19 protein-coding genes and 1 riboswitch are annotated in these 20,744 nt (G+C 63.3%); of the genes, 11 read left to right on the forward strand and 8 right to left on the reverse strand.

The genetic code is table 11. The features are described from left to right. Positions 1-234: 234 nt before the first annotated feature. Entirely contained in the window at positions 235-1,737 is a 1,503-nt protein-coding gene (locus OVA00_RS28830) for a diguanylate cyclase domain-containing protein (protein ID WP_060539317.1), read from the forward strand. Positions 1,738-1,763: 26 nt separating this feature from the next. Here OVA00_RS28830 and OVA00_RS28835 read toward each other — a convergent pair whose 3' ends face one another. Further along, positions 1,764-2,783, reverse strand: a complete 1,020-nt coding sequence (locus OVA00_RS28835) for a LacI family DNA-binding transcriptional regulator (RefSeq protein WP_034795061.1) — start codon at positions 2,781-2,783, stop codon at positions 1,764-1,766. Between the two features lie 103 nt (positions 2,784-2,886). On the opposite strand from OVA00_RS28835, the gene OVA00_RS28840 reads away from it, so the two are divergent. From OVA00_RS28840 to bluB, 3 genes are all read left to right on the forward strand, one after another. Further along, a complete protein-coding gene (locus OVA00_RS28840) occupies positions 2,887-4,080 on the forward strand; it encodes a phytanoyl-CoA dioxygenase family protein (RefSeq protein WP_112770872.1) in 1,194 nt (397 codons plus the stop codon). An 88-nt stretch (positions 4,081-4,168) separates the two neighbouring features. Further along, positions 4,169-4,981: an SDR family oxidoreductase gene (locus OVA00_RS28845; protein WP_060528794.1), complete on the forward strand. Its 813-nt coding sequence runs from the start codon at positions 4,169-4,171 to the stop codon at positions 4,979-4,981. A gap of 97 nt (positions 4,982-5,078) precedes the next feature. Further along, positions 5,079-5,290, forward strand: a riboswitch (cobalamin riboswitch). 46 nt (positions 5,291-5,336) lie between these two features. Further along, a complete protein-coding gene (bluB, locus tag OVA00_RS28850) occupies positions 5,337-6,032 on the forward strand; it encodes a 5,6-dimethylbenzimidazole synthase (RefSeq protein WP_268090092.1) in 696 nt (231 codons plus the stop codon). Between the two features lie 12 nt (positions 6,033-6,044). Here the strand turns inward: bluB and OVA00_RS28855 are convergent, their stop codons facing one another. From OVA00_RS28855 to OVA00_RS28870, 4 genes are all read right to left on the reverse strand, one after another. Beyond that, positions 6,045-7,115, reverse strand: a complete 1,071-nt coding sequence (locus OVA00_RS28855) for a DUF2865 domain-containing protein (protein WP_034795054.1) — start codon at positions 7,113-7,115, stop codon at positions 6,045-6,047. 164 nt (positions 7,116-7,279) lie between these two features. Further along, the gene (locus tag OVA00_RS28860; RefSeq protein WP_034795052.1) at positions 7,280-7,924 is read right to left on the reverse strand and encodes an acyl-homoserine-lactone synthase; all 645 of its coding nucleotides are present in this window, start codon (positions 7,922-7,924) and stop codon (positions 7,280-7,282) included. 140 nt (positions 7,925-8,064) lie between these two features. Beyond that, positions 8,065-8,802, reverse strand: coding sequence for a helix-turn-helix transcriptional regulator (locus tag OVA00_RS28865; protein WP_034795050.1), 738 nt, complete (start codon positions 8,800-8,802; stop codon positions 8,065-8,067). Between the two features lie 270 nt (positions 8,803-9,072). Beyond that, positions 9,073-11,385: an NADP-dependent malic enzyme gene (locus OVA00_RS28870; RefSeq protein ID WP_268090094.1), complete on the reverse strand. Its 2,313-nt coding sequence runs from the start codon at positions 11,383-11,385 to the stop codon at positions 9,073-9,075. A gap of 173 nt (positions 11,386-11,558) precedes the next feature. Between OVA00_RS28870 and OVA00_RS28875 the strand changes: the two genes are divergently transcribed. Both OVA00_RS28875 and OVA00_RS28880 read left to right on the forward strand, forming a co-directional pair. Continuing rightward, positions 11,559-12,398, forward strand: coding sequence for a UDP-2,3-diacylglucosamine diphosphatase (locus tag OVA00_RS28875; RefSeq protein ID WP_060585025.1), 840 nt, complete (start codon positions 11,559-11,561; stop codon positions 12,396-12,398). A gap of 97 nt (positions 12,399-12,495) precedes the next feature. Continuing rightward, positions 12,496-13,716, forward strand: coding sequence for an MFS transporter (locus OVA00_RS28880; protein ID WP_060520705.1), 1,221 nt, complete (start codon positions 12,496-12,498; stop codon positions 13,714-13,716). Here the strand turns inward: OVA00_RS28880 and dgcA are convergent. Beyond that, a complete protein-coding gene (gene dgcA, locus OVA00_RS28885; RefSeq protein WP_268090096.1) occupies positions 13,668-14,651 on the reverse strand; it encodes an N-acetyl-D-Glu racemase DgcA in 984 nt (327 codons plus the stop codon). The genes OVA00_RS28880 and dgcA overlap by 49 nt on opposite strands. A 260-nt stretch (positions 14,652-14,911) precedes the next feature. Between dgcA and OVA00_RS28890 the strand changes: the two genes are divergently transcribed. The 4 genes from OVA00_RS28890 (at position 14,912) to OVA00_RS28905 (ending at position 19,025) form a co-directional block, all read left to right on the forward strand. Continuing rightward, on the forward strand, positions 14,912-16,039 hold the full coding sequence (locus tag OVA00_RS28890) for an ABC transporter permease (protein ID WP_051659332.1): 1,128 nt from the start codon (positions 14,912-14,914) through the stop codon (positions 16,037-16,039). Positions 16,040-16,061: 22 nt separating this feature from the next. Then, a complete protein-coding gene (locus tag OVA00_RS28895; protein ID WP_060520788.1) occupies positions 16,062-16,871 on the forward strand; it encodes an ABC transporter ATP-binding protein in 810 nt (269 codons plus the stop codon). 82 nt (positions 16,872-16,953) lie between these two features. Then, a complete protein-coding gene (locus tag OVA00_RS28900; RefSeq protein WP_034795040.1) occupies positions 16,954-18,324 on the forward strand; it encodes an MlaD family protein in 1,371 nt (456 codons plus the stop codon). An 86-nt stretch (positions 18,325-18,410) separates the two neighbouring features. After that, a complete protein-coding gene (locus OVA00_RS28905; protein WP_089044126.1) occupies positions 18,411-19,025 on the forward strand; it encodes an ABC-type transport auxiliary lipoprotein family protein in 615 nt (204 codons plus the stop codon). Between the two features lie 16 nt (positions 19,026-19,041). Here OVA00_RS28905 and OVA00_RS28910 read toward each other — a convergent pair whose 3' ends face one another. Then, entirely contained in the window at positions 19,042-19,314 is a 273-nt protein-coding gene (locus OVA00_RS28910; RefSeq protein ID WP_060585030.1) for a BON domain-containing protein, read from the reverse strand. A gap of 153 nt (positions 19,315-19,467) precedes the next feature. On the opposite strand from OVA00_RS28910, the gene OVA00_RS28915 reads away from it, so the two are divergent. Continuing rightward, positions 19,468-19,644 (forward strand): hypothetical protein, encoded by a 177-nt coding sequence (locus OVA00_RS28915; RefSeq protein ID WP_268090098.1) that lies wholly within the window; start codon positions 19,468-19,470, stop codon positions 19,642-19,644. A gap of 143 nt (positions 19,645-19,787) precedes the next feature. Here the strand turns inward: OVA00_RS28915 and hemF are convergent, their stop codons facing one another. Next, on the reverse strand, positions 19,788-20,699 hold the full coding sequence (hemF, locus tag OVA00_RS28920; RefSeq protein WP_268090099.1) for an oxygen-dependent coproporphyrinogen oxidase: 912 nt from the start codon (positions 20,697-20,699) through the stop codon (positions 19,788-19,790). Positions 20,700-20,744 lie beyond the last annotated feature (45 nt).

Raw genomic sequence — 20,744 nt, forward strand, 5'->3', positions numbered from 1 at the left:
TGCGCAGAGGGAGGCGCGGGCAGTCGCCCGCGTTCTCCTGATCCCCGCTGCGACCGCTGATTGTCGGGCGATTCAGCCGGTTGAAATCGTTAAGTATTTTATCACCAGCTTATTTAAGCCAAACTTCGATTTTGGTCGCTAGGGTGCCGGCAGTATCGGCTGCCATCGTTGCGCATCGCACCTCCACAAGTGCTAGTATGCCCGGCAGGGCCGGTACGGACGAGGGGGACTGGCGTGGTGGAAAAGGCGTTGCGGCAGGCAAAACGGGACAAGACGGTCTGGGCGATCCATGCCGCCTGTACCTTGGTCGCGGTCCTGATCATTGCAAGCCTCATCTATGTCCTCGACCGGTCCGTCACGGAGGCCGATCGCTTCGGCCTTTCGGCCGAGCGTCGGCTTGTCGCAAACGAGCTGCGCCACCAGATGGATGCGGTCGTTCAGTTCCAGGCGCAGGTGTCCTTCTGGGACAAGACCTACGAGGAGCTGGCGACGGGGCATGTCAGCGACAGTTTCGTCGCCGACGAGCTTTCGGGCTGGCTTTGGGAAGACTACGGCTTCTCCTGGATCATCTTCACGGATCCGGCCCGCACCGTTTCGACGGCGCTCAAGGACGGCGCATCGGTTCCGGCAGAGGTCGCCCGCGTGCCGCTCGACGAGGTCGACGATCTCGTAGACGAAGCCAAGCGCCGCTACGACAATGCGCTCAGGAACAACGACGGCACCTACAATCTCGATGTCACGACGCCGGATGCGCAGTCCGTGATGCCGGCCGTGCCCGGCATCCACGCGGTGGACCTGCGCGAGATCGGCGGGCGTATGAGTGTTGCCGTGGTGCAGGCGGTCATCCCCGAGACATTGGTGGTTCCGGCCGAACGGCGCGATCCGGTGCTGATGGTCGCCGTTCGGCCGGTCACGCCGAAAATGACGCGCGAGATCGCGGCACGGCTGGGTATTCGCGGGCTGGCCTTTGTTCCGCTCAACGAGCGGCCTGCAGGCAGTGCCTATGCGTCTGTCGGGCGCTGCTCCGATTCGTCCTGTCTCGTGGCCGCCTGGGTGCCGAAATCGCCCGGTGGGTTCGTCCGCGCGGAGCTGTTGCCGAGCGTCATTATCATGGCGATCGTCGCAGCACTGCTGATGGCCTTCGTGGCGCTGCGGTTCTCGACGCTCTTTGCCGCCCTGCAGCAGAGCGAGGCGCTGAACCGGCACCTTGCCAAGCACGATCGCCTGACGGGGCTGATGAACCGCAGCGGCTTCGACGACATGCTGGCGGCGGCCCTGTTGCGGGCATCGACGCATCCGTTCACGCTCGTCTATGCCGACCTCGATGAATTCAAGGAGGTCAACGACCGCCACGGCCACGCCGCCGGCGATGCCGTGCTGGTGGCCATGGCCGAACGCTTTCGCAACCGGGCTGGCCCGAAGGGCACGGTCGCGCGGCTTGGGGGTGACGAATTCGCGGTCATTCTCGGCGATTGCAGCGAGGCCGACGCCCGCAGCCTGACGGCCGGCCTGATCGCCGACGCGCAGACGCCGGTCGCTTTCGAGGGCCAAATGCTCGTTGTCGGCGGCAGCGCCGGCATCGCCTTTGCGCCGCGGCATGGCCTGACGGCACGCCAGTTGCTGCTGGCTGCGGACGAAGCGCTCTATCTGGCCAAGCGGCGCGGCCGCAACCGCTTCGAAACGGCGGACGACATGGTGTTGCCGGCCGAGAAGAATGACGGCCAGTCGGCGGCCTGAACGCTACCCGCGGATCGGCAGCAGCGTTACTCCGGAACATTGTAGGGCGTGATCACCACCACGGCGGAAAGCTGCGGGCCGATTGCCGGCGCCTGGGCGCCGGGCCGCAGCATCATCGTGCGAAAGGCGGTGCGCGCATCGGTCCTGAGGTCGTGATGCAGCACGAAGTGAATGCGCCGTTCCCGCAACAGCGCCAGATTGTCCTCGTCGAGATCATGGGCGATGTAGAGCGCGCAGTGACGCTCGAGGCGCTCGAAGGCTGCAAGGACGGAGCGGTTGCCGCCACCGATCGAATAGGCCGCGTTGATATCGGGATTGGCCGAGAGCGCCGCGTGAGCCAGGCGGCCGGTTTCGCTGTCGCGGCCGTGGCCTTCGCTGATCTCGACGATCCGGATTGCCGGATAGCGCTCGCGCAACACCCGGCGAAAGCCGATCTCGCGTTCCTCCTCACCACGAAAGCGGCCGCTCGAAAGGGTCACCAGCACAGTTGCCGGCGCGCCGGAAAAGCGCTCCCCGAGGAGGTAGGCGGCCGTTTCGCCCGCCGCCCGGTTGTCGGCGCCGGCATAGGCCGTCCGCTGAGAATGGGGCAGGTCGGTTACCAGCGTCACGACGGGCGTACCGCCCATCTCGAAACGGGCGACTGCGGCGACGATCTCGGGCACGTCCGGCGCCTTCAACACCAGGCCGTCGGTCCCGCGCAGCCGGATTCGGTCGAGCAGTTGCACGATCTCCTGTGGGCGCATCGTCTCGGCGAAGTGGAACCGGCAGCGAAAGACGGTGGGCGCGAAGGTCATCGCCTCGCTCTCGAAGGCGCGACGCACCGCGTCGGTGAAGCGCTGTGGCGACTCCATGACGATATCGATCGCAAACTTGCGCCCCTGGATGTCGAGGCCGGCCTGCTGCTTCTCCAATTCCTCGATGGCTGCGCGAACCCGGGCCTCCGTCTGGCGGCGCACGCCCGGCCGCTCGTTGAGCACGCGATCGACGGTCGCGGTGCTGAGCCCGGCCTGAAAGGCGATGTCCTTGACCAGAAACGGATGGGCCATCGCCTTGCTCTCCTGATGGATTTTTGATGGATTCTTGCTCTATATCATGTTTTGCCGCCGCCTATAGTCGTGTTCATCAGGATGTTCCAGAGGAGGAAACGCGATGAAGACCGACAACAAAGCGCGCCAGCGGATCGACCGCGTCTGGCTCACCGAAGAGGCTTGCGATCTCGAATCGTTCCGGGCGGAAGTCGAACGCCAAACCAGCCTGTCCGACTACCCCCATGCTTCCGGCTGCGAAAAGAATATCCTGATTTATGACAGCGCCGCGCTGATTGCGGCGTGCGGCGATGCCGAGGCGCGGCGTTCTGTTCTGGCGGAGATCTGCGAGGTACTGGCGACCGGGCCTGGCGTGGCGGTCTTCAAGCGCGCCTTTGCCGATACGACAGCAATCGACGTCGCAAGCGGGGTCTTTGACGCCATCATCGAAGAGCAACATCGAAGCAACAGCGGCGGCGGCGATCACTTCGCCAAACCCGGCGCCAATGACCGCATCTGGAACTCGCTGGAAAAGCACTGCCTGAACGCGCCGGAGAATTTCGCCTCCTATTACGGCAATGCCGTCATAGCGCTCGTCAGCGAGGCTTGGCTCGGGCCGAACTACCAGATGACGGCGCAGGTCAATCGCGTCAATCCTGGCGGTGCGGCGCAATCGGCGCACCGGGATTATCACCTCGGCTTCCAGACCGCGGCCGTGATCGAGCAGTATCCGGCGCATGTGCACAGGCTTTCACCGGTGCTGACGCTGCAGGGGGCGGTTGCCCATTGCGACATGCCGCTCGAAAGCGGACCGACGCTGTTCTTGCCCTATAGCCAAACCTATGTGCCGGGCTATCTGGCGCTCAACCGGCCGGAATTCCGCGCATATTTCGACGCACACCACGTGCAGCTTCCGCTCGAAAAGGGCGACGTTGTCTTCTTCAACCCGGCGCTCTTCCATGCCGCCGGCACCAACCGCTCCCGGGATATCCGCCGCGTGGCCAACCTGCTGCAGGTATCTTCGGCCTTCGGTCGCGCAATGGAAACCGTTGACCGACTGACCATGAGCGCGACGCTCTATCCGGCCTTGCGGGCCTTGCTGGCGGGCGGGACGCTGACGCAGGCGGAAGCGGCCAACGCGATCTCCTCCTGTGCCGAAGGCTATTCGTTCCCCACCAATCTCGACCGGGATCCGCCACTCGGCGGGTTGGCGCCGAAGACGCAGGCGCAGTTGATGCGCGAGGCTCTCACTGCGGGGACGGGCGAACAAGAGTTTCTCTCGGTGCTGGAGGCGCAGGCGAAGCGCAAGCTGAGCTGACGAGCGAGTTACAATTTGACAGGCTCCCGGTGTGTTTCAGCCGGGAGCCGCAGCCGTTTCAAACGATCATTTCCGAGGGAGGAATTCGATGAGTGGACAATTGCAAGGCAAGATCGCCATCGTCACCGGTGGTACGCAGGGACTGGGCGCGACGATTGCTGGCCTTTTCGCCGAACGCGGCGCTGAAGGCATCGTCATCTGCGGCCGCAACGCCGCCAAGGGGCGGGCGAAGGCCGAGCAGATCGGCAAGGCAAGTGGCGCGAAAGTCGTCTATGTCGAGGCCGATCTGGAAAAAGTAGAGGACGCCCGCAAGGTGGTCGCCGCTTGCGACGCGGAATTCGGCCGGGTCGATGCGCTGGTCAACGCCGCAGCTATTACCGACCGTGGCACGATCCTCGATACCACGCCCGAACTCTTCGACCGCATGTTCGCGATCAATGTGCGCGCGCCGTTCTTCCTGATGCAGGAGGCGGTGAAGATCATGCGGCGGGAGAAGACCGAGGGCACGATCGTCAACATCGGCTCGATGTCGGCGATGGCCGGCCAGCCGTTCATTGCCGCCTATTGTTCGTCGAAAGGCGCCCTCGAAACGCTGACCAAAAACACGGCTTATGCGCTTCTTCGCAACCGCATTCGCGTCAACGGGCTGAATATCGGCTGGATGGCGTCCGAAGGCGAAGACCGCATCCAGCGCGAGTTTCATGGCGCGGCTGCCGATTGGCTCGAAAAGGCGGCGGCCGGCCAGCCTTTCGGTCGGCTCGTCGATCCGGCCGAAGTGGCGCGGGCCTGCGCCTATCTGTCGTCGGCCGAGTCCGGGCTGATGACCGGATCGGTGATTTGCTTCGATCAGTCGGTCTGGGGCGCCTATGACGGTTCGCCGCATCCGGTCGCTCCGCTTTGAGGCGGAGGCAAACGACTAAGCTCGAAAGTAGCCGGCGGAAAGTGGCGCGCCATGTCTCGACCGGGTTGGCGCCGCTTGTCTTTCTCAAACGGCTGTGCACTTAGTGCCGTCGTCAGGTGCCCGCGAGAGCGGGAGAATCGGGAATCCGGTGTCATTCCGGAACGTGCCCAACGCTGTGACGGGGACGATCGCGTCTAAGAGAGCCTTGAATTGATTCAAGGTTTTGCCACTGGATCTTCAATCGATCTGGGAAGGCGAGGTGATCGGTTGAACCGAAGTCAGAAGACCGGCCTGGCGAGATAGACCGAACCCCGCGTGGACGGCGGGAGGTTTTCGCATTGTTGGGGATCGAACGATGCTGACTGAACCGAAAGGCGGCCTTGCGGCTGCCGGTGCCTTTTCGCTGCCAGAGCGGGAGGCCGTCTACCGTGCCATCTCGACACGTCGCGACGTGCGCGATGAATTCCTGCCCGCGCCATTGCCGGATGATCTGATCTTGCGCCTGCTGGCCGCTGCGCACAGCGCCCCGTCCGTGGGCTTCATGCAGCCGTGGAACTTCGTGCTGGTGCGGGCGGAAGAAACGCGTGAGCGCGTCTGGCAGGCGTTTCGCCGCGCCAATGACGAGGCCGCGCTGATGTTCGAGGCGGAACAACAGGCCAAGTACCGTGCGCTGAAGCTGGAAGGCATCCGCAAGGCGCCGCTCAGCATCTGTGTCACCTGCGACCGCACGCGCGGCGGTGCCGTCGTACTCGGGCGCACCCACAATCCGCAGATGGACGTCTATTCCACCGTCTGCGCCGTGCAAAACCTCTGGCTTGCTGCGCGGGCCGAAGGGGTGGGCGTCGGCTGGGTGAGCATTTTCCACGAGGCCGAGATCAAGGCGATTCTCGGCATCCCAGATCATATCGAGATCGTTGCCTGGCTCTGCCTCGGCTATGTCGATCGCCTCTATCAGCAGCCGGAACTCGCCGTGAAGGGCTGGCGCCAGCGCCTGCCGCTCGACGAGCTGGTTTTCGAAGACGGATGGGGACGCAGCAAGGAGAAGGCGTAAGGCCTCGTCCGATCAATTCTGGACCGGCTGATAGGCCGGTCCCTTCGGATGCTTGAGGTCGATGGCGGTTTCTTCCTGCGGCAGGTAGGTCGGGCCGACGACGCGAACCTTGTTCTTCGACGGATCATAAGGCCGCTCTTCGGCCGGCGCCTTGGCGGTATTGCTCGCCGCTTCCGGCTTCTTGGTCTCGATGACGATGATCGACGACTGGTCGTCACCGATCTTCGTTCCGTTTGCCTTCGGTGTGGTCGAGGCGGTCTGGGGTATCTGGCAGCCGCACTGGCCGGGTTTTCCGACAGCGCGGGTGCGATAGGCAAAGGCGTTGGGCATTTCGGTATAGGGACGGCCGGTCACGGCCGAGACCATCTTGTCGCTCTCTTCCGTGTTGAGGTCGTGAAAATAGAGCTCGGTCTCAGCCCCCGGACAGCGCGCCCGACAGGCCTGCTCGTCGCGCGGGAAATCGGCCGGCGTCGCATCTGAAGAAACCGGGAAAAAGGCGCCGTCGCAGGTACGCACGCACATGGTTCTGAGCGTGCCGCTATAGTAGCGCTCCTGCGGTGCGTAGCCGTCTTCGCCTCGGCCGAGCATCGGGCCGTAGGCGTCTTCCGGCGGCAGGTCGGCAACGATGTTGCGGTGGCTTTCCGGCACGTCCGGTTCCACGCTTGCGAACTCCTCGCGGTCACCATAGCAACCGTTGATCTCCAGCGCGGCGAGGATGCGGCGCCGGCTGTCGTCGCTGCCGCCGGCGACGATCTGCTCGCGCTCGGACTTCAGCATGCGCAGATTGTCTTCCATCTCGGCGATCAGGCTGTTGAGGCCGTAGCAGGTGTCGGGGTCGCCGCCGTCGAAGCCAATGGCGTTGCCGCCACCGCAACCCGCGCGGCGGCGGTCGTTCTTTGCCCGCCGCAGCTCGATATTCTGCCGCGAGATCGCGCTTGCGTAGTCGCGCGCATCGGCATTGCTGGCGACGTAGTCAGGCAGTTGCGCGAGCCGCGCGTTCAGTCGGTCGCAGGCCGTCGATGCCAGTGACGGGCCGGCACCGATCAGAACCAGAGGCACAAGGGCCGCAGCGACGTGTTTCATGCGCGTGAACACGGGCGAAAGTCTCTTCCTGTTGCCAGGTCGGCGCCGACCTTCTGCGGGTGGCTGCCAGCGGCATTCCTGTTTCGCCTCCATCATAGAGCTTGTCGTTGATCGTGCAACGACAAGCGACGGTTTGCGTTAACAGCGCAGATCACCTGACGCGCTTAGGCGGCGCGGGCGGTTTCCAGCGACATCGGACGTTCGAGCACGGTACCTTCGATGGCAGCGACCGCCTTCATCCGCGTGAGCAGATCCGGCGTTACTTCCCAGGCGACGGCAACCGCGAAAACGGAGCCGATGCGATGCGGTTCGGCGATACGCTCGCCCGGGCATCCCATGCGCCGGAACATGCGCTCCAGGAACACATCCGTCACCGTGACGATGTGGCTGATGCCGGAAGCAAGGCCCAGCTCGCCGACGCCGCACATCAGTTCGGCGGCCGCGACCGTCACCTGGTTCGACGCGCGGTCCTGCGAGATCTCGGGCTCGATGCAGAAGCGGCTGGATTCCCAGACCGAAGCGCTGCGGATTTCCGGATTATCGCCAAGCAGGATCGGGAAGGTATCGTCCAGCATGTTTGGGCCGAGTGTCGGTAGGAGGCGAAGCGCGCCGCGCAGCCGGCCGGTATCGGGCGCATAGGACAGGACGTAGAGCGGGTTTGCCTGGTCGTAGTTGTCGATTTCCCAGTCGCCTTCGGTCTGCACGTCCCATTTCAGGAAGTCGTGGAAGACGCGCTTGCGCAACCGGAACATGTCGTCGACGGCCGCCGGGTGTTGTGCGCGGGTCTTTCCGTTCAGGATCCTGATCATCGTTTTCTCCATCCGAGTTTGGGGATGGGGCGATGCTGTCAGGCTCGCGGCGGTTGCGTAACTGTCGCTAGCGACAGTTCAAATGCGCGATATTTGCCACTAGATTTCGAGGGGTTTCGGTGGAGGCGTATTGTCGGGTGTCAAACGGAGGGTATCAGAGCGTGTCGTACGGCCTGTGCCACAGCCTGAGTGTTGGAAACGACATTCAGCTTGCGTCGCGCATTGGTCATGAAGAAGCGCACGGTGCGCTCGGAAATGCCGAGGATCGTGGCGATTTCCCAATAGCTCTTGCCGGCGGCGGCCCAGGTCAGGACCTCGGTCTCGCGGCCGGTCAACCGCATCTCTCGGGTCGAAATGCTGCCGGCCATGGCGCCGTGCTCCAGCATGGCGGCATGGAAGAGATTGGCGGCCAGCTGGAAATCGCGCAGGTGATGGCGGCGATAGGTCGTCCATTCGCCGGCTGTCATGTTGACGTTGATTGCGAGCAACGCCATGCGCCCGGCGGGCGAGGGCAATGGCAAGGCGACGCCCTCAGTGGATATGCCGATTTCCTGGGCTGCCTGGAACAACGGTTCGCATTCCGGGAAGCGATGCCGCGCCATCGTCCATTCCACCGGCCGCACGCCGCCAAGCGCCAGCTTCAGGATCGGATCGATCCGGTGAAGGCTGCGGGCATGGTAGATCTCGGCAGCGTAGGCGCCAAAGGTGTGATGCAGCCGGCAAACCTTGAGCTCGTCCGCATAGGGCTCGGCTTCGAGATAGAGAAGATGGGCAATGCGGAAGGTTCGACGCATCAATGTGAAGAAATGAGCGGGCTCGACACAGCCGCCACATTCCAGGATTTCCAGCATGTCGAGGACAGCCTGCTGCTCAGTCATGCCACAACACCGAATCTCGTCCGAGGCCCCAGCATGGTTAGAGGTTCACCTTTTGTCCAGCGCAAACTTTCCCGATTGGTGTATAAGACCAATTGCGCACGCCTTGATTGTGGTCGTCGATCGGCCGCGTGACAGGGGCTGATTCGCGGGTGATCTGCAAAACCAGCGATGCCGCGCCTGAAGCAGGCGCGACATCCGGATACGGTTTTGCCGGCGCCGGCATGGCGCCCGAATGCAGCGAAGACCGGTGGCGATCTCCGCGTTGCCATCTCAACCCGGATGGCTGGCTTCGACCACCGCCAGAGCCGCCATGTTGACGACGCCGCGTGAGGTGACGGACGGCGACAGGATATGGGCCGGAAGCGCCGAGCCGAGCAGGATCGGGCCGACATGCAGGCTGTCGGTCATGGTCTTGACGACACCGAGCGTGATGTTGGCGGCATCGAGATTGGGGAAAACCAGCAGATTGGCTTCGCTCGACAGGCTGCTGTCCGGCATGACGCGCTGGCGCAACGCTTCCGAGATCGCCGCATCGCCGTGCATTTCGCCGTCGACCTCGAGATCCGGCGCGAGTTCCCGCACGAGCTGCAGCGCCGCGCGCATCTTGGTGGCGCTCTCCGAATCGCGCGAACCGAAGTTCGAATGCGAGACGAGGGCGGCGCGCGGGGTGATGCCGAAGCGGCGGATTTCCTGTGCCGCCATGACCGTCGTCTGGGCGATCTCTTCGGCGCTCGGGCAGTAGCTCACATAGGTGTCGGTGAAGAAAGTTGCGCCGCGCTGCGAGATCAGCAGGCTCAAGGCCGAGAAATCGAGCACGCCGTCGCGCTTGCCGATGATCTGCGATACGTCGCGCAGGTGCTTGCTGTAGCGTCCTTCGACGCCGCAGATCAACGCATCGGCTTCGCCGCGCTTGACCGAGAGCGCGCCGATGACGGTCGTGTTGGTGCGCACGATCGTGCGCGCGGCTTCCGGGATGACGCCGAGACGGCCGACGAGGGCAAAATAGTCCTCGACATAGTCCCGGTAGCGCGGATCGCCTTCGGGGTTGACCACCTCGAAATCGACATCCGGACGGATGCGCAGGCCATAGCGACGCAGGCGCGTCTCGATGATCTGCGGACGGCCGATCAGGATCGGGCGGGCCGTGCCTTCTTCGAGCAACACCTGGGCGGCGCGCAGCACGCGTTCGTCTTCGCCTTCGGCAAAGATAACCCGGTTCTTCTGGGCGTTCTTGGCGGCGGCAAAGACCGGCTTCATGATGAAGCCCGAGCGGAAGACGAAGCGGTTCAGCTTGTCGAGATAGGCGTCATAGTCCTGGATCGGACGGGTGGCGACGCCGCTTTCCTCGGCTGCCTTCGCAACCGCCGGCGCGATGCGCAGGATAAGGCGCTGATCGAACGGCGAGGGGATCAGGTAGTCCGGGCCGAAGACCGGGGTCTCGCCGGAATAGGCGCGGGCGGCAACATCGGAGGGCTCTTCGCGGGCAAGACCGGCGATGGCGCGTACGGCCGCCATCTTCATTTCTTCGTTGATCGTGCTTGCGCCGCAGTCGAGCGCGCCGCGGAAGATATGCGGGAAGCAGAGAACGTTGTTGACCTGGTTCGGGAAGTCCGAGCGGCCGGTGCAGATCATCGCGTCCGGACGGGCTTGGCGGGCGGCTTCCGGCATGATTTCCGGCGTCGGATTGGCGAGCGCCATGATCAGCGGCTTTTCGGCCATCTGCGCCAGCAGTTCCGGCTTCAGGACGCCGGCGGCCGAAAGGCCGAGGAAGACGTCAGCGCCGCCGATGCTGTCGGCAAGCACGCGGTTGCTGCTATCCTGCTCGTAGACGGACTTCCATTCGTCCATCAGTACCTCGCGGTCCTTGTAGACGAGGCCTTCGAGGTCATGGACCCAGATGTTTTCGCGCTTGGCGCCGAGCGTCACGAGAAGGTTGAGACAGGCGAGTGCGGCGGCACCTGCGCCCGAGGTGACGATCTTGGCGGTCGCGATGTCCTTGCCGGCGAGTTCGAGGCCGTTGAGGATGGCGGCGGCGACGATGATCGCGGTTCCGTGCTGGTCGTCGTGGAAGACCGGGATCTGCATCTTTTCACGCAGGCGCCGCTCCACCTCGAAACATTCGGGCGCCTTGATGTCTTCAAGGTTGATGCCGCCGAAGGTCGGCTCGAGCGCCGAGATTACGTCGACCATGCGCTCGATGCTCGACGCGTCGATTTCGATGTCGAAGACGTCGATGCCGGCAAACTTCTTGAAGAGGACGGCCTTGCCCTCCATGACGGGCTTGGAAGCCAGCGGACCGATATTGCCGAGACCGAGGACGGCCGTGCCGTTGGAGATGACCGCGACCAGGTTGGCGCGCGCTGTGTAATCGGCGGCTGTTTCCGGATTGTCACGAATGGCGATGCAGGGGGCTGCAACCCCTGGCGAATAGGCAAGCGCCAGGTCGCGCTGGTTGCCGAGCGGCTTGGTGGGCTGGATTTCGAGCTTTCCCGGGCGTGGGTAACGGTGGAAGAAAAGGGCCTGCTGGTCGATGTCGCCGCTGGCCGGACCGGTATGGGATTTCGTCTTGTCGCCCGTATTCATGCTCTCACATTCCTCATTCGTGGTCGTGCCTTTTGGCATGAATTCGAAGCGAGGTACAGTTTTGCAGTGCTGATTTCAGCGGGGGGACCGGTGACGCAATGTTGATGTCATCTTCCTGAAACACGAGTCTGGTTTCACGAAGGCAGAAAGCATAACCTGAAGACGAGGCTCGCATGATGGCGGCGCAGCAAGACAACTCCGCACGAAAGCTCAGGACGTTGTTCATCTCGGACGTCCATCTCGGCTCGAAGGCCGCCAAGACCGACTACCTGCTCGACTTCCTGCGGCATCATGAAGCGGAGACGATCGTTCTGGTCGGCGACATCGTCGACGGATGGCGGCTGAAGCGCAGCTGGTACTGGCCGCAGAACTGCAACGACGTGGTGCAAAAGCTCCTGCGCAAGGCGCGCAAGGGCGCCCGCATCGTTTACATCCCCGGTAATCACGATGAATTCCTGCGCGACTTTCCGGGCGTGCATTTCGGCGGCATCGAGGTGGCGCAACGCTACATGCACGAGGGGGCCGACGGCCGTAAATATCTCGTGCTGCACGGCGACGAATTCGACGTCGTCGTGCGCAACGCCCGCGTGCTCGCCTATCTCGGCGATTGGGCCTACGACACGGCGATCGCCATCAATATCGGGCTTGCTGCGGTCCGCCGACGTCTCGGCATGCCCTATTGGTCGTTCTCGTCCTGGGCGAAGCTCCAGGTCAAGCACGCCGTCAACTTCATCGGCGAGTTCCAGAAGGTGGTCGCCGAGGAGGCGCGCCGTCACGATGCGCAGGGCGTGATCTGTGGTCATATCCACCATGCTGTCATCGAGGAGATCGGCGACATCCGCTACATCAACACCGGCGACTGGGTGGAAAGCTGCACGGCGATTGCCGAGCACCACGACGGCACGATGGAACTGATCACCTGGCACCAGATGCGCGGTGGCGCCAGCGAAGGCGAAGCCTCTGGCGAAGCGGACAAACTGCTCGCCCAACTGCTGACCCAGCGCGCGGCCTGACCTTCGCGGCGCAGCGATATTCCTGTCGCGAAAACTAGGTTATGGCGAGGGGCGCCCGGCTCGTGCTAGAGATCGGGCACAGCCATCAGGTCAGACGATGATTCCCTTCCAAGCGCCCGCCTATGTGGGCCCTCCGCCGCGCCATTTTGCGCTTCGCATTGCTTTGCTCTTCTGTGCGCCGCTGATCGTCAACGGCTTCGCGATGCCATATTTCCCGATGTGGCTGAGCACGCTGTCGATGAGCGACTTCGAGATCGGCGTCGTTCTGGCGTTGCCGATGTTCGTGCGCGTCATCACGGCGCCGATCGCCGGCGTCATTGCCGATAGGCTCGGCGAGCGGGCGATCGTCCTGATCTGGTCCGGTTTCCTGTCGCTCGCAACGGCCGTGGTTCTGTTCTACTTCCGCGAATTCTGGCCGGTGCTGCTGATCTACACGCTGCAGTCGGCCGTCTATTCTCCCTATGTGCCGATCGTCGAGGCGATCGCGCTTTCAGGCGTGCGGCGCTGGGGCTTCGACTACGCCCATATGCGGCTCTGGGGCTCGGTCGCCTTCATCGGCGCGACGATGCTCGGCGGCTGGATGGTGGGCATCTTCGGCAGCGACATGGTGCTGCCGGCGATGGCGATCGGCTTCGGCCTGACGATCATCATGGCCTATGCCGCGCCACGGGTCGGCAAGCCGCGGCGGCCGTCACCGATCACGGCATTGACGGAGCCGCCGCCGAAGTCGCTGCGGCAGCTCGACCTGCAGCTGCTGCTGATCGGGGTGACGCTGGTCAACGCCAGCCACGCGATGCTCTTTGCCTTCTCGGCGATCTATTGGCAGCACATCGGCTACAGCGGTACCGAGATCGGCCTGCTCTGGAGCGCGGGCGTCGCGGCGGAAGTGACGATGTTCATCTTCGCCAAGGCGATCAGCCGCCGTTTCAGCGTCTGGGTGATGATCCTCTCCGGCTGCTTTCTCGCCGTGGTGCGCTGGATCATCTTCCCGATGGATCTCGGCTTCAGCGGCTATTTCATCCTGCAGTGCTTCCACGCCTTCACCTATGCGATCATGCACACCGGCATGCAGCACAAGCTGGTCGAGCGGGTGGTGGAATCACAGGAAGCGTCGGCGCAGGGGCTCTACTTCTTCTATACCGGCATCTTCACCGCGATCTTCACGTTCCTGTCCGGCTATTTCTACGCCTGGTACGGGGTGAACGGCTTCTATTCAATGTCGGTCGTCGCCTTTGCCGGCTGCTGCTTTGCCGTCACCGCCTGGTATCTTCAACCCCAGAGGCGCGGCTCCGGCGGGAAGACAAGCGAGGCCTCGTAGCGCAGGCCGGGCTCGCGATCCTGCGCCAGCAGCAGCGGCCCGTCGAGATCGACGAAATCCGCGCCTTGAGCCACCAGGATCGCCGGCGCCATCGCGAGCGAACTGCCGACCATGCAGCCGACCATGACCTTAAGCCCGAGCGAGACCGCCTCATCGCGCATGCGCAGTGCCTCGGTCAGGCCGCCGGTCTTGTCGAGCTTGATGTTGACGGCGTCGTAACGCCCGACGAGAGCGGCGAGGTCGCCGGTCGCGTGCACGCTTTCATCAGCGCAGATCGGAACGGGACGGGCGATCGTTGCCAACGCCTCGTCGCGGCCGGCGGGAAGCGGCTGCTCGATCAGGTCGATCCGTTCCTCGGCGCAGATCGCAAAGTGATAGGCAAGCGTTTCGGGCGTCCAGCCCTCGTTGGCGTCGAGGATGATGCGGCTTTCCGGTGCGCCGGCGCGCACCGCACGGATGCGGGCAGCATCATCCGACGTACCGACCTTGACCTTGAGGAGCGCGCGGTGGGCATATTTGGCGGCCTGCTCGCGCATCGCGTCGGCCTCGGCAAGCGAAAGCGTATAGGCCGTGGTCAATGCTTCCGGTGAAGAAATGCCGGCAAGAACATGGGCCGACTTGTTTTTCTGCTTTGCTTCCAGATCCCACAGCGCGCAATCGACGGCGTTGCGGGCAGCACCTGGCTTCATCGCGCGCTGCAGGTCGGCGCGGCTGAGCCCAGCCTCGATGTGGTGGCGGATGGCGGCGATTTCGGCGAGCACCGTGTCGATCGTCTCGCCGTAGCGGCCGTAGGGAACGCATTCGCCGGAGCCCGTATGGACACCGTCTCCGATGCGGCAAGTGACGACGCTTGCCGTCGTCTTTGAGCCGCGCGAGATCGTAAACGTGCCCGCAATCGGGAAATGTTCCACGGTGGCATCGAGGGAAAGTGACATGAAAGCGTCTCCGGCAGGTAATCTGTTGGCCCGGCGTCATAGCGCCGCAACGTTCGGGTGACAGCAAAGGTGCGAGCCGTTATGACGGTGGAAGGATTTACGAATCTTTACACAGTCGTTGCCTCCGGTCGGACGCGCAACAGTCGTGGTAACACTTTAGGTCTGCTGCACAATCTTGTCCTCAAATCTATCGAGATTGGACGAGTTTTGCAGAGGCAAATCGGGATAACAGAAGACACGTGTCGCAAGCCGCCCGCAAGATGACCGCCGATGTCGCGCTGTCCGAGAGTGGCGGCGGGCGAAGCTATGTCTTCACCGGCACCTGGCGGCACGAGACGGCCGAAGCGATGGCAGCAAAGCTCGACGGCCTTGCGCGCAAGGGCGACGGAGCCGCGCAGTTCGATCTGTCCGGCGTGACGGCGATGGATACCGCAGGCGCCTGGATCATCCGCCGCTTCATGACCCGTGTCGTCGGCCCGTCGCGCGACAACGTTCATTTCGCCGAAGGCGGACAGCGCTATGTCGAGCTCATCGACGCCCTGCCGGCTGAACTGCGCTCGCCGGAAAAGAACGGCGAACGGCTGCCGCTGTTTCAGCGCATCTTCGCCCCGGTCGGTGAGGTCATGGCGGCGACGTGGGAAGATATCGTCGCTGCGATGTACATCCTGGGGTCCGCGGTGCGCGGCGCCCAGCTTAAGCTTGGACGGCACAGCGGCGTCTCGCCGGCGGCGATCGTCCACCAGATCGACCGCATGGGCGTGAAAGCCGTGCCGATCATCACGCTGATGTCGTTCCTGATCGGCGCCATCATCGCCCAGCAGGGCGCGTTCCAGCTGCGCTATTTCGGCGCCGAGGTCTTCGTCGTCGATCTCGTCGGCATCCTGCAGCTCCGTGAAATCGGGGTGCTGCTGACCGCGATCATGATCGCTGGCCGCTCCGGCAGCGCGATCACCGCCGAAATCGGCTCGATGAAGATGCGTGAAGAGGTGGATGCGCTGAAGGTGATGGGGCTGAGCCCGGTCGGCGTACTCGTATTTCCGCGCCTCGTGGCGCTGACCGTCGCGCTGCCGCTCTTGACGATCATCGCAAACTTCGCGGCGCTCGTCGGTGCGGCGCTCGTTGCCTGGGGCTATTCCGGCATCACGATCCCAACCTTCCTCGCCCGATTGCAGGAAGCCATCGATTTTTCGTCGATCGCCGCCGGCATGATCAAGGCGCCGTTCATGGCGCTCATCATCGGGGTCGTGGCAGCCGTCGAGGGCTTGAAGGTTGGCGGCAGCGCGGAGTCGCTCGGCCGCCACGTGACGTCTTCGGTGGTCAAGTCGATCTTCGTCGTGATCCTGATCGACGGGCTCTTCGCCATGTTCTACGCGGCCATTGATTTCTGATGCGGAGAACAGCGTGAACCCAATCGAAAAGAGTCACGAGGGGTACCAGCCGACCGAGGCGAACGGGCGCGAGGCCGTGCTTTCCGTTCGCGACCTGACGGTCGGTTTCGGCTCCAACATCGTGCTCGACAAGCTGAACCTCGAGATCTACCGCGGCGAAATCCTCGGCTTCGTCGGAGCGTCCGGCACCGGCAAGTCGGTGCTGATGCGCACGGTTCTGAGGTTGCTTGCGAAGCGGTCCGGCAAGATCGAAATCCTCGGCGCGGACTACGACAACATCACCGAGGGCGAACGCATCGCGCTCGACATGCGTCTTGGCGTTCTCTTCCAGCACGGAGCGCTGTTTTCGGCGCTGACGGTGCGCGAGAACATCCAGGTGCCCATGCGCGAATATCTCGACCTGCCGCAGAGCCTCATGGACGAGCTGGCGCGGGTGAAGATCGAGCTGGTCGGCCTTGCGCCGGAGGCGGCGGAAAAGTACCCGTCGGAGCTTTCGGGCGGCATGATCAAGCGCGCCGCACTTGCGCGCGCGCTGGCGCTCGATCCGGACCTGGTCTTCCTCGACGAGCCGACCTCGGGGCTCGATCCGATCGGGGCGGCGGAGTTCGACGAGTTGATCGCCAAGCTGCGCGACACGCTGGGATTGACCGTGTATATGGTGACTCACGACCTCGACAGCCTCTTTTCGGTCTGCGACCGCATCGCGGTTCTCGGCAAGAAGAAGGTCCTGGTCGAAGGCACGGTGGAAGACATGCTGGCCTGCGACGATCCGTGGGTGCAGTCCTATTTCCGTGGCAAGCGGGCACGATCGATCGTGCGGAACGATCAATGAATCTTGAGAAGCCGATTTTGATGCCCGGGCGTCGAGATCGGAGGTAGAGCCGGTGAAGCGGCCACGAAGGTAGTCGGTACGAATGGAAACGAAAGCGAACTACGCCATTGTCGGTTTCTTCACGGTGTTCGTGGTCGCAGCCGCATTCGGCTTCGTCTACTGGATGTCGCAGTATGGCCGTAGCGGCGAGATGATCGAGCTGGTGGTCAACATTCCGGGGTCGGCCAACGGCCTTTCGGTCGGCTCTCCGGTGCGCTTCAACGGCATTCCCGTCGGCACGGTTCGCAACCTCGCGATCGATGCCAACGATCCGCGTTATTCGATCGCGCTGACCGAGGTTTCGGTCGACGCGCCGGTGCTCAAGTCGACCAAGGCGACGCTGGAAGTGCAAGGCCTGACCGGTGCGGCCTATATCGAACTCAGCGGTGGCCACAAGGGCGACGAAAACATCCTGAAGACCGCGATCGAGAAGGGTACGCAGGCGCGTATCCTTGCGGACCAGTCGAGCGTCACCAGCCTGCTCGCGACGGCCGACCAGATTATGGATCGCGCCAACAGCGCCATCACCGACATCCAGGGCTTCGTCACCGACGTGCGCGGTCCGCTGACCAAGACGATCGGCAATGCCGAGACGTTTTCGAATGCGCTCGCGAACAATTCCGGCGCGATCGATGACTTCCTGAAGAGCGTGACGGAACTCTCCGGTTCGGTGAGTGCTGCGTCAAAGAAGCTCGATTCGACTCTGGAATCTGCCGAAACTCTGGTGAAATCGGTGGATCCGAAGAAGATCGATCAGATTGTCTCGAACGTCGAGCAGATCAGCACCGACCTGAAGGCTGCCTCGGGCGGCGTTTCCGAAACCATCGCTGCCTTCCGGCGCACGGTTGAAACCTACGAGCAATTCGGCAAGAACGCCCAGAAGACGCTGGAGCGGGTCGATACGCTGGTGGCCTCGGTCGACAAGCAGAAGGTGGAGCTCGTTGTCAACGACATCACGGCGGCGACGGCCGACGCCCGCAAGACGGTGGCCAACATCTCGCAGTTTGCCGACAAGATCACGGCGCGCCAGCAGGACATCGACCGCACGATCACCGACGTTACGCAGCTGGCAAGCAAGCTCAACGCTTCGGCCAACCGGGTCGACAGCATTCTCGTCAAGGTCGACGGTTTCCTCGGCGATGCGGACGCGCCGTCGCTTTCGGCTGACGCCCGCGCGACGCTCGCCTCGTTCCGCAAGATGGCGGACAACCTGAACGCCCAGATCGGCCCGATTGCGGAGAACCTCAAGCGCTTCTCGAATTCGGGGCTGCGCGACGTCGAGGCGCTCGTCACCGATACGCGCCGCACGGTGCAGAGCCTTGAGAACACGATCTCGACGTTCGACAAGGATCCGCAACGCCTTCTCTTTGGCGGCGAGACGGTAAAGCAATATGATGGCCGCACCCGACGCTGAGTCGGTGGGCACAGCCGGCGTGGGGCCGGGTGGTGTGTTTCGATCCGGGATGCGCCGAAGTTGTGTGGGACAAAGGTAACGGCAGTATGAGTTTTCCAGGGCTGGTGGGCGTGCGAGTAGCGGGAGCGTGGCGCTCCGCCCTGATGATCATGCTGGCAGCAGGACTTGCTGGCTGCGGTACCAAAGCGGTCAACGACACCTACAGTCTTTCGGCAAGGCCGGCCGTCGAAGGTCGCGCATCGACCGGCAAGCAGATCCTCGTGCCGGAGCCGACGGCTCTGAAGGCACTCGACAGCGATCAGGTCGTCATCCGCCTCTCCGGCGCGGAACTGCAATATCTCGCCAAGGCTCAGTGGAGCGACCGCCTGCCGAAGCTGGTACAGGCGAAGCTCGTGCAGGCCTTCGAGGACACAGGCAAGATCGGCGGCGTCGGCAAGCCCGGCCAGGGCCTGGCGATCGACTACCAGGTCATCACCGAAATCCGCGCCTTCGAGATTTCGACCGAGGGCGCCGACACGGCCAATGTCGAAATCTTCGCCAAGATCCTCAACGATCGCAACGGCACGGTGCTGGCGCAAAAGGCGTTTCGCGCCACGGCCGCAGTCAAGGGCACGGGCAACACGGCCTTCATCAAGGCCATGGATCAGGCCTTCGCCAATGTTTCGGCAGAAATCGTCAGCTGGACGCTCGGCTCCATCTGAGGAACCGAGGACGCTTCTATCTTGCGGTGACCGTCTCGATCCGGTTGATCACTTCCGCGACGCCTTGCACCTGTTTTGCCGCCTCTTCGGCGCGGAAAACTTCGCCTTCGGTCGCCACGAAACCGGCAAGCACAATGGTGTTGCCTTTGGCGGTAACAGTGACATCGGCTGCATCGAGGCCGGGCGTGACCGCCAGGAGATGGGCGACGCGGCGCTCCAGTTCGGCCGGGTGATCGGCCACCTGCCGCTCCGGTTCATCGCCGTAAAATGTCCGTTTTTTGAAGATCATTGTTTTCACCTCGCTCGACGAAGGTGAAACGCCTGATAGCGGGCTTTGTTCGCCTGTTTCATTCGAAACAGCGGGGTGGGACTGATCCGTGCGATGGCTCGTTTCAGGCGACGGGCGGCTCCGTCGCGGTCGGATTACACGGGGATATACACAATGCGCAGTTCTTGCTTCGCCATGGCGATGGCGACGACGATGGCACTTGCCTTGGCCATGCCGGCGAAGGCCGCGAACTATAGCTACGGCTGCAAACCGAGCTGCGTCGTCAAAACCGAACGGGCTTATGGCGCCGACGGTAAGGTCTTCTGGAAGAAGGTGCGGATCTGCAAGTGACGTCAGGGAAGGTCCAAAGATCTTCGTTCGGAACGACCGTGGTCAGTGAGCCACTCATAGGTTCGGACACGCTGTGAATGGTCCGGAGAGAAGCGCGTCTGCGCGGTGGAGCGCTTCTCTCATTTTGTGGACTGCCGGCGAGATTACGGCCAGCGGACCACCGGGGGCAGGGACGACAGGATCGACTCGACATTGCCGCCGGTCTTCAGGCCGAAGATGGTGCCGCGATCGTAGAGCAGGTTGAACTCGACGTAGCGGCCGCGGCGCACCAGCTGTTCGTCGCGGTCGTTTTCGGTCCAGGGCGCATTGAAATTGGTGCGCACGATCTTCGGATAGACGATGGCGAACGCCTTGCCGACATCACGGGTGAAGGCGAAATCGGCGTCCCAGCCGCCTTGCTCTTCCGAGGAATGCAGCCAGTCGTAGAAGATGCCACCGGTTCCGCGCGCCTCGTTGCGATGGGGCAGAAAGAAGTAGTCGTCGCACCACTTCTTGAACTTGGCATGGTCGGCGACCGCATGGCGCCCGCAAGTGATCTCCATCGCGCGGTGGAAGAGCTGCGTGTCGGGATCCGTCATGACGCGACGGCGATCGAGCACCGGAGTGAGGTCGGCGCCGCCGCCGAACCAGTTGCTGGTCGTCGCCACCATGCGGGTGTTCATGTGAACGGCCGGTACGTTGGGATTGACCGGATGGGCGATCAGCGAAATGCCCGAAGCCCAGAAACGGGGATCTTCGGCTGCACCCGGGATCTGGCTGCGGAATTCGGGCGAGAACTCGCCGTAGACGGTCGAGGTGTGCACGCCGACCTTTTCGAAGACGCGGCCTTCCATCATCGACATGCGGCCACCGCCGCCCTTGCCATCCTCACGGCTCCAGTCCTTGGCAACGAAGCGGCCGGGGGCGCGGTCAGATAGCGGCCCGGTCAGCTCATCCTCCACCGCCTCGAAGGCGGCGCAGATGGTGTCGCGCAGCCCTTCGAACCATGCACGCGCCTCCGCCTTCTTATCTTCGATGTCTGCGGGGAGCCCCTGGGGTAGCTGCGGTCGTTCCATGAGATTACGTCCTGTTGGCGGGATTTTCCGATGAGATGCCGCCGA

It is taken from the genome of Ensifer sp. SL37 (assembly GCF_026672675.1).
GTDB classification, from domain to species: domain Bacteria; phylum Pseudomonadota; class Alphaproteobacteria; order Rhizobiales; family Rhizobiaceae; genus Ensifer; species Ensifer adhaerens.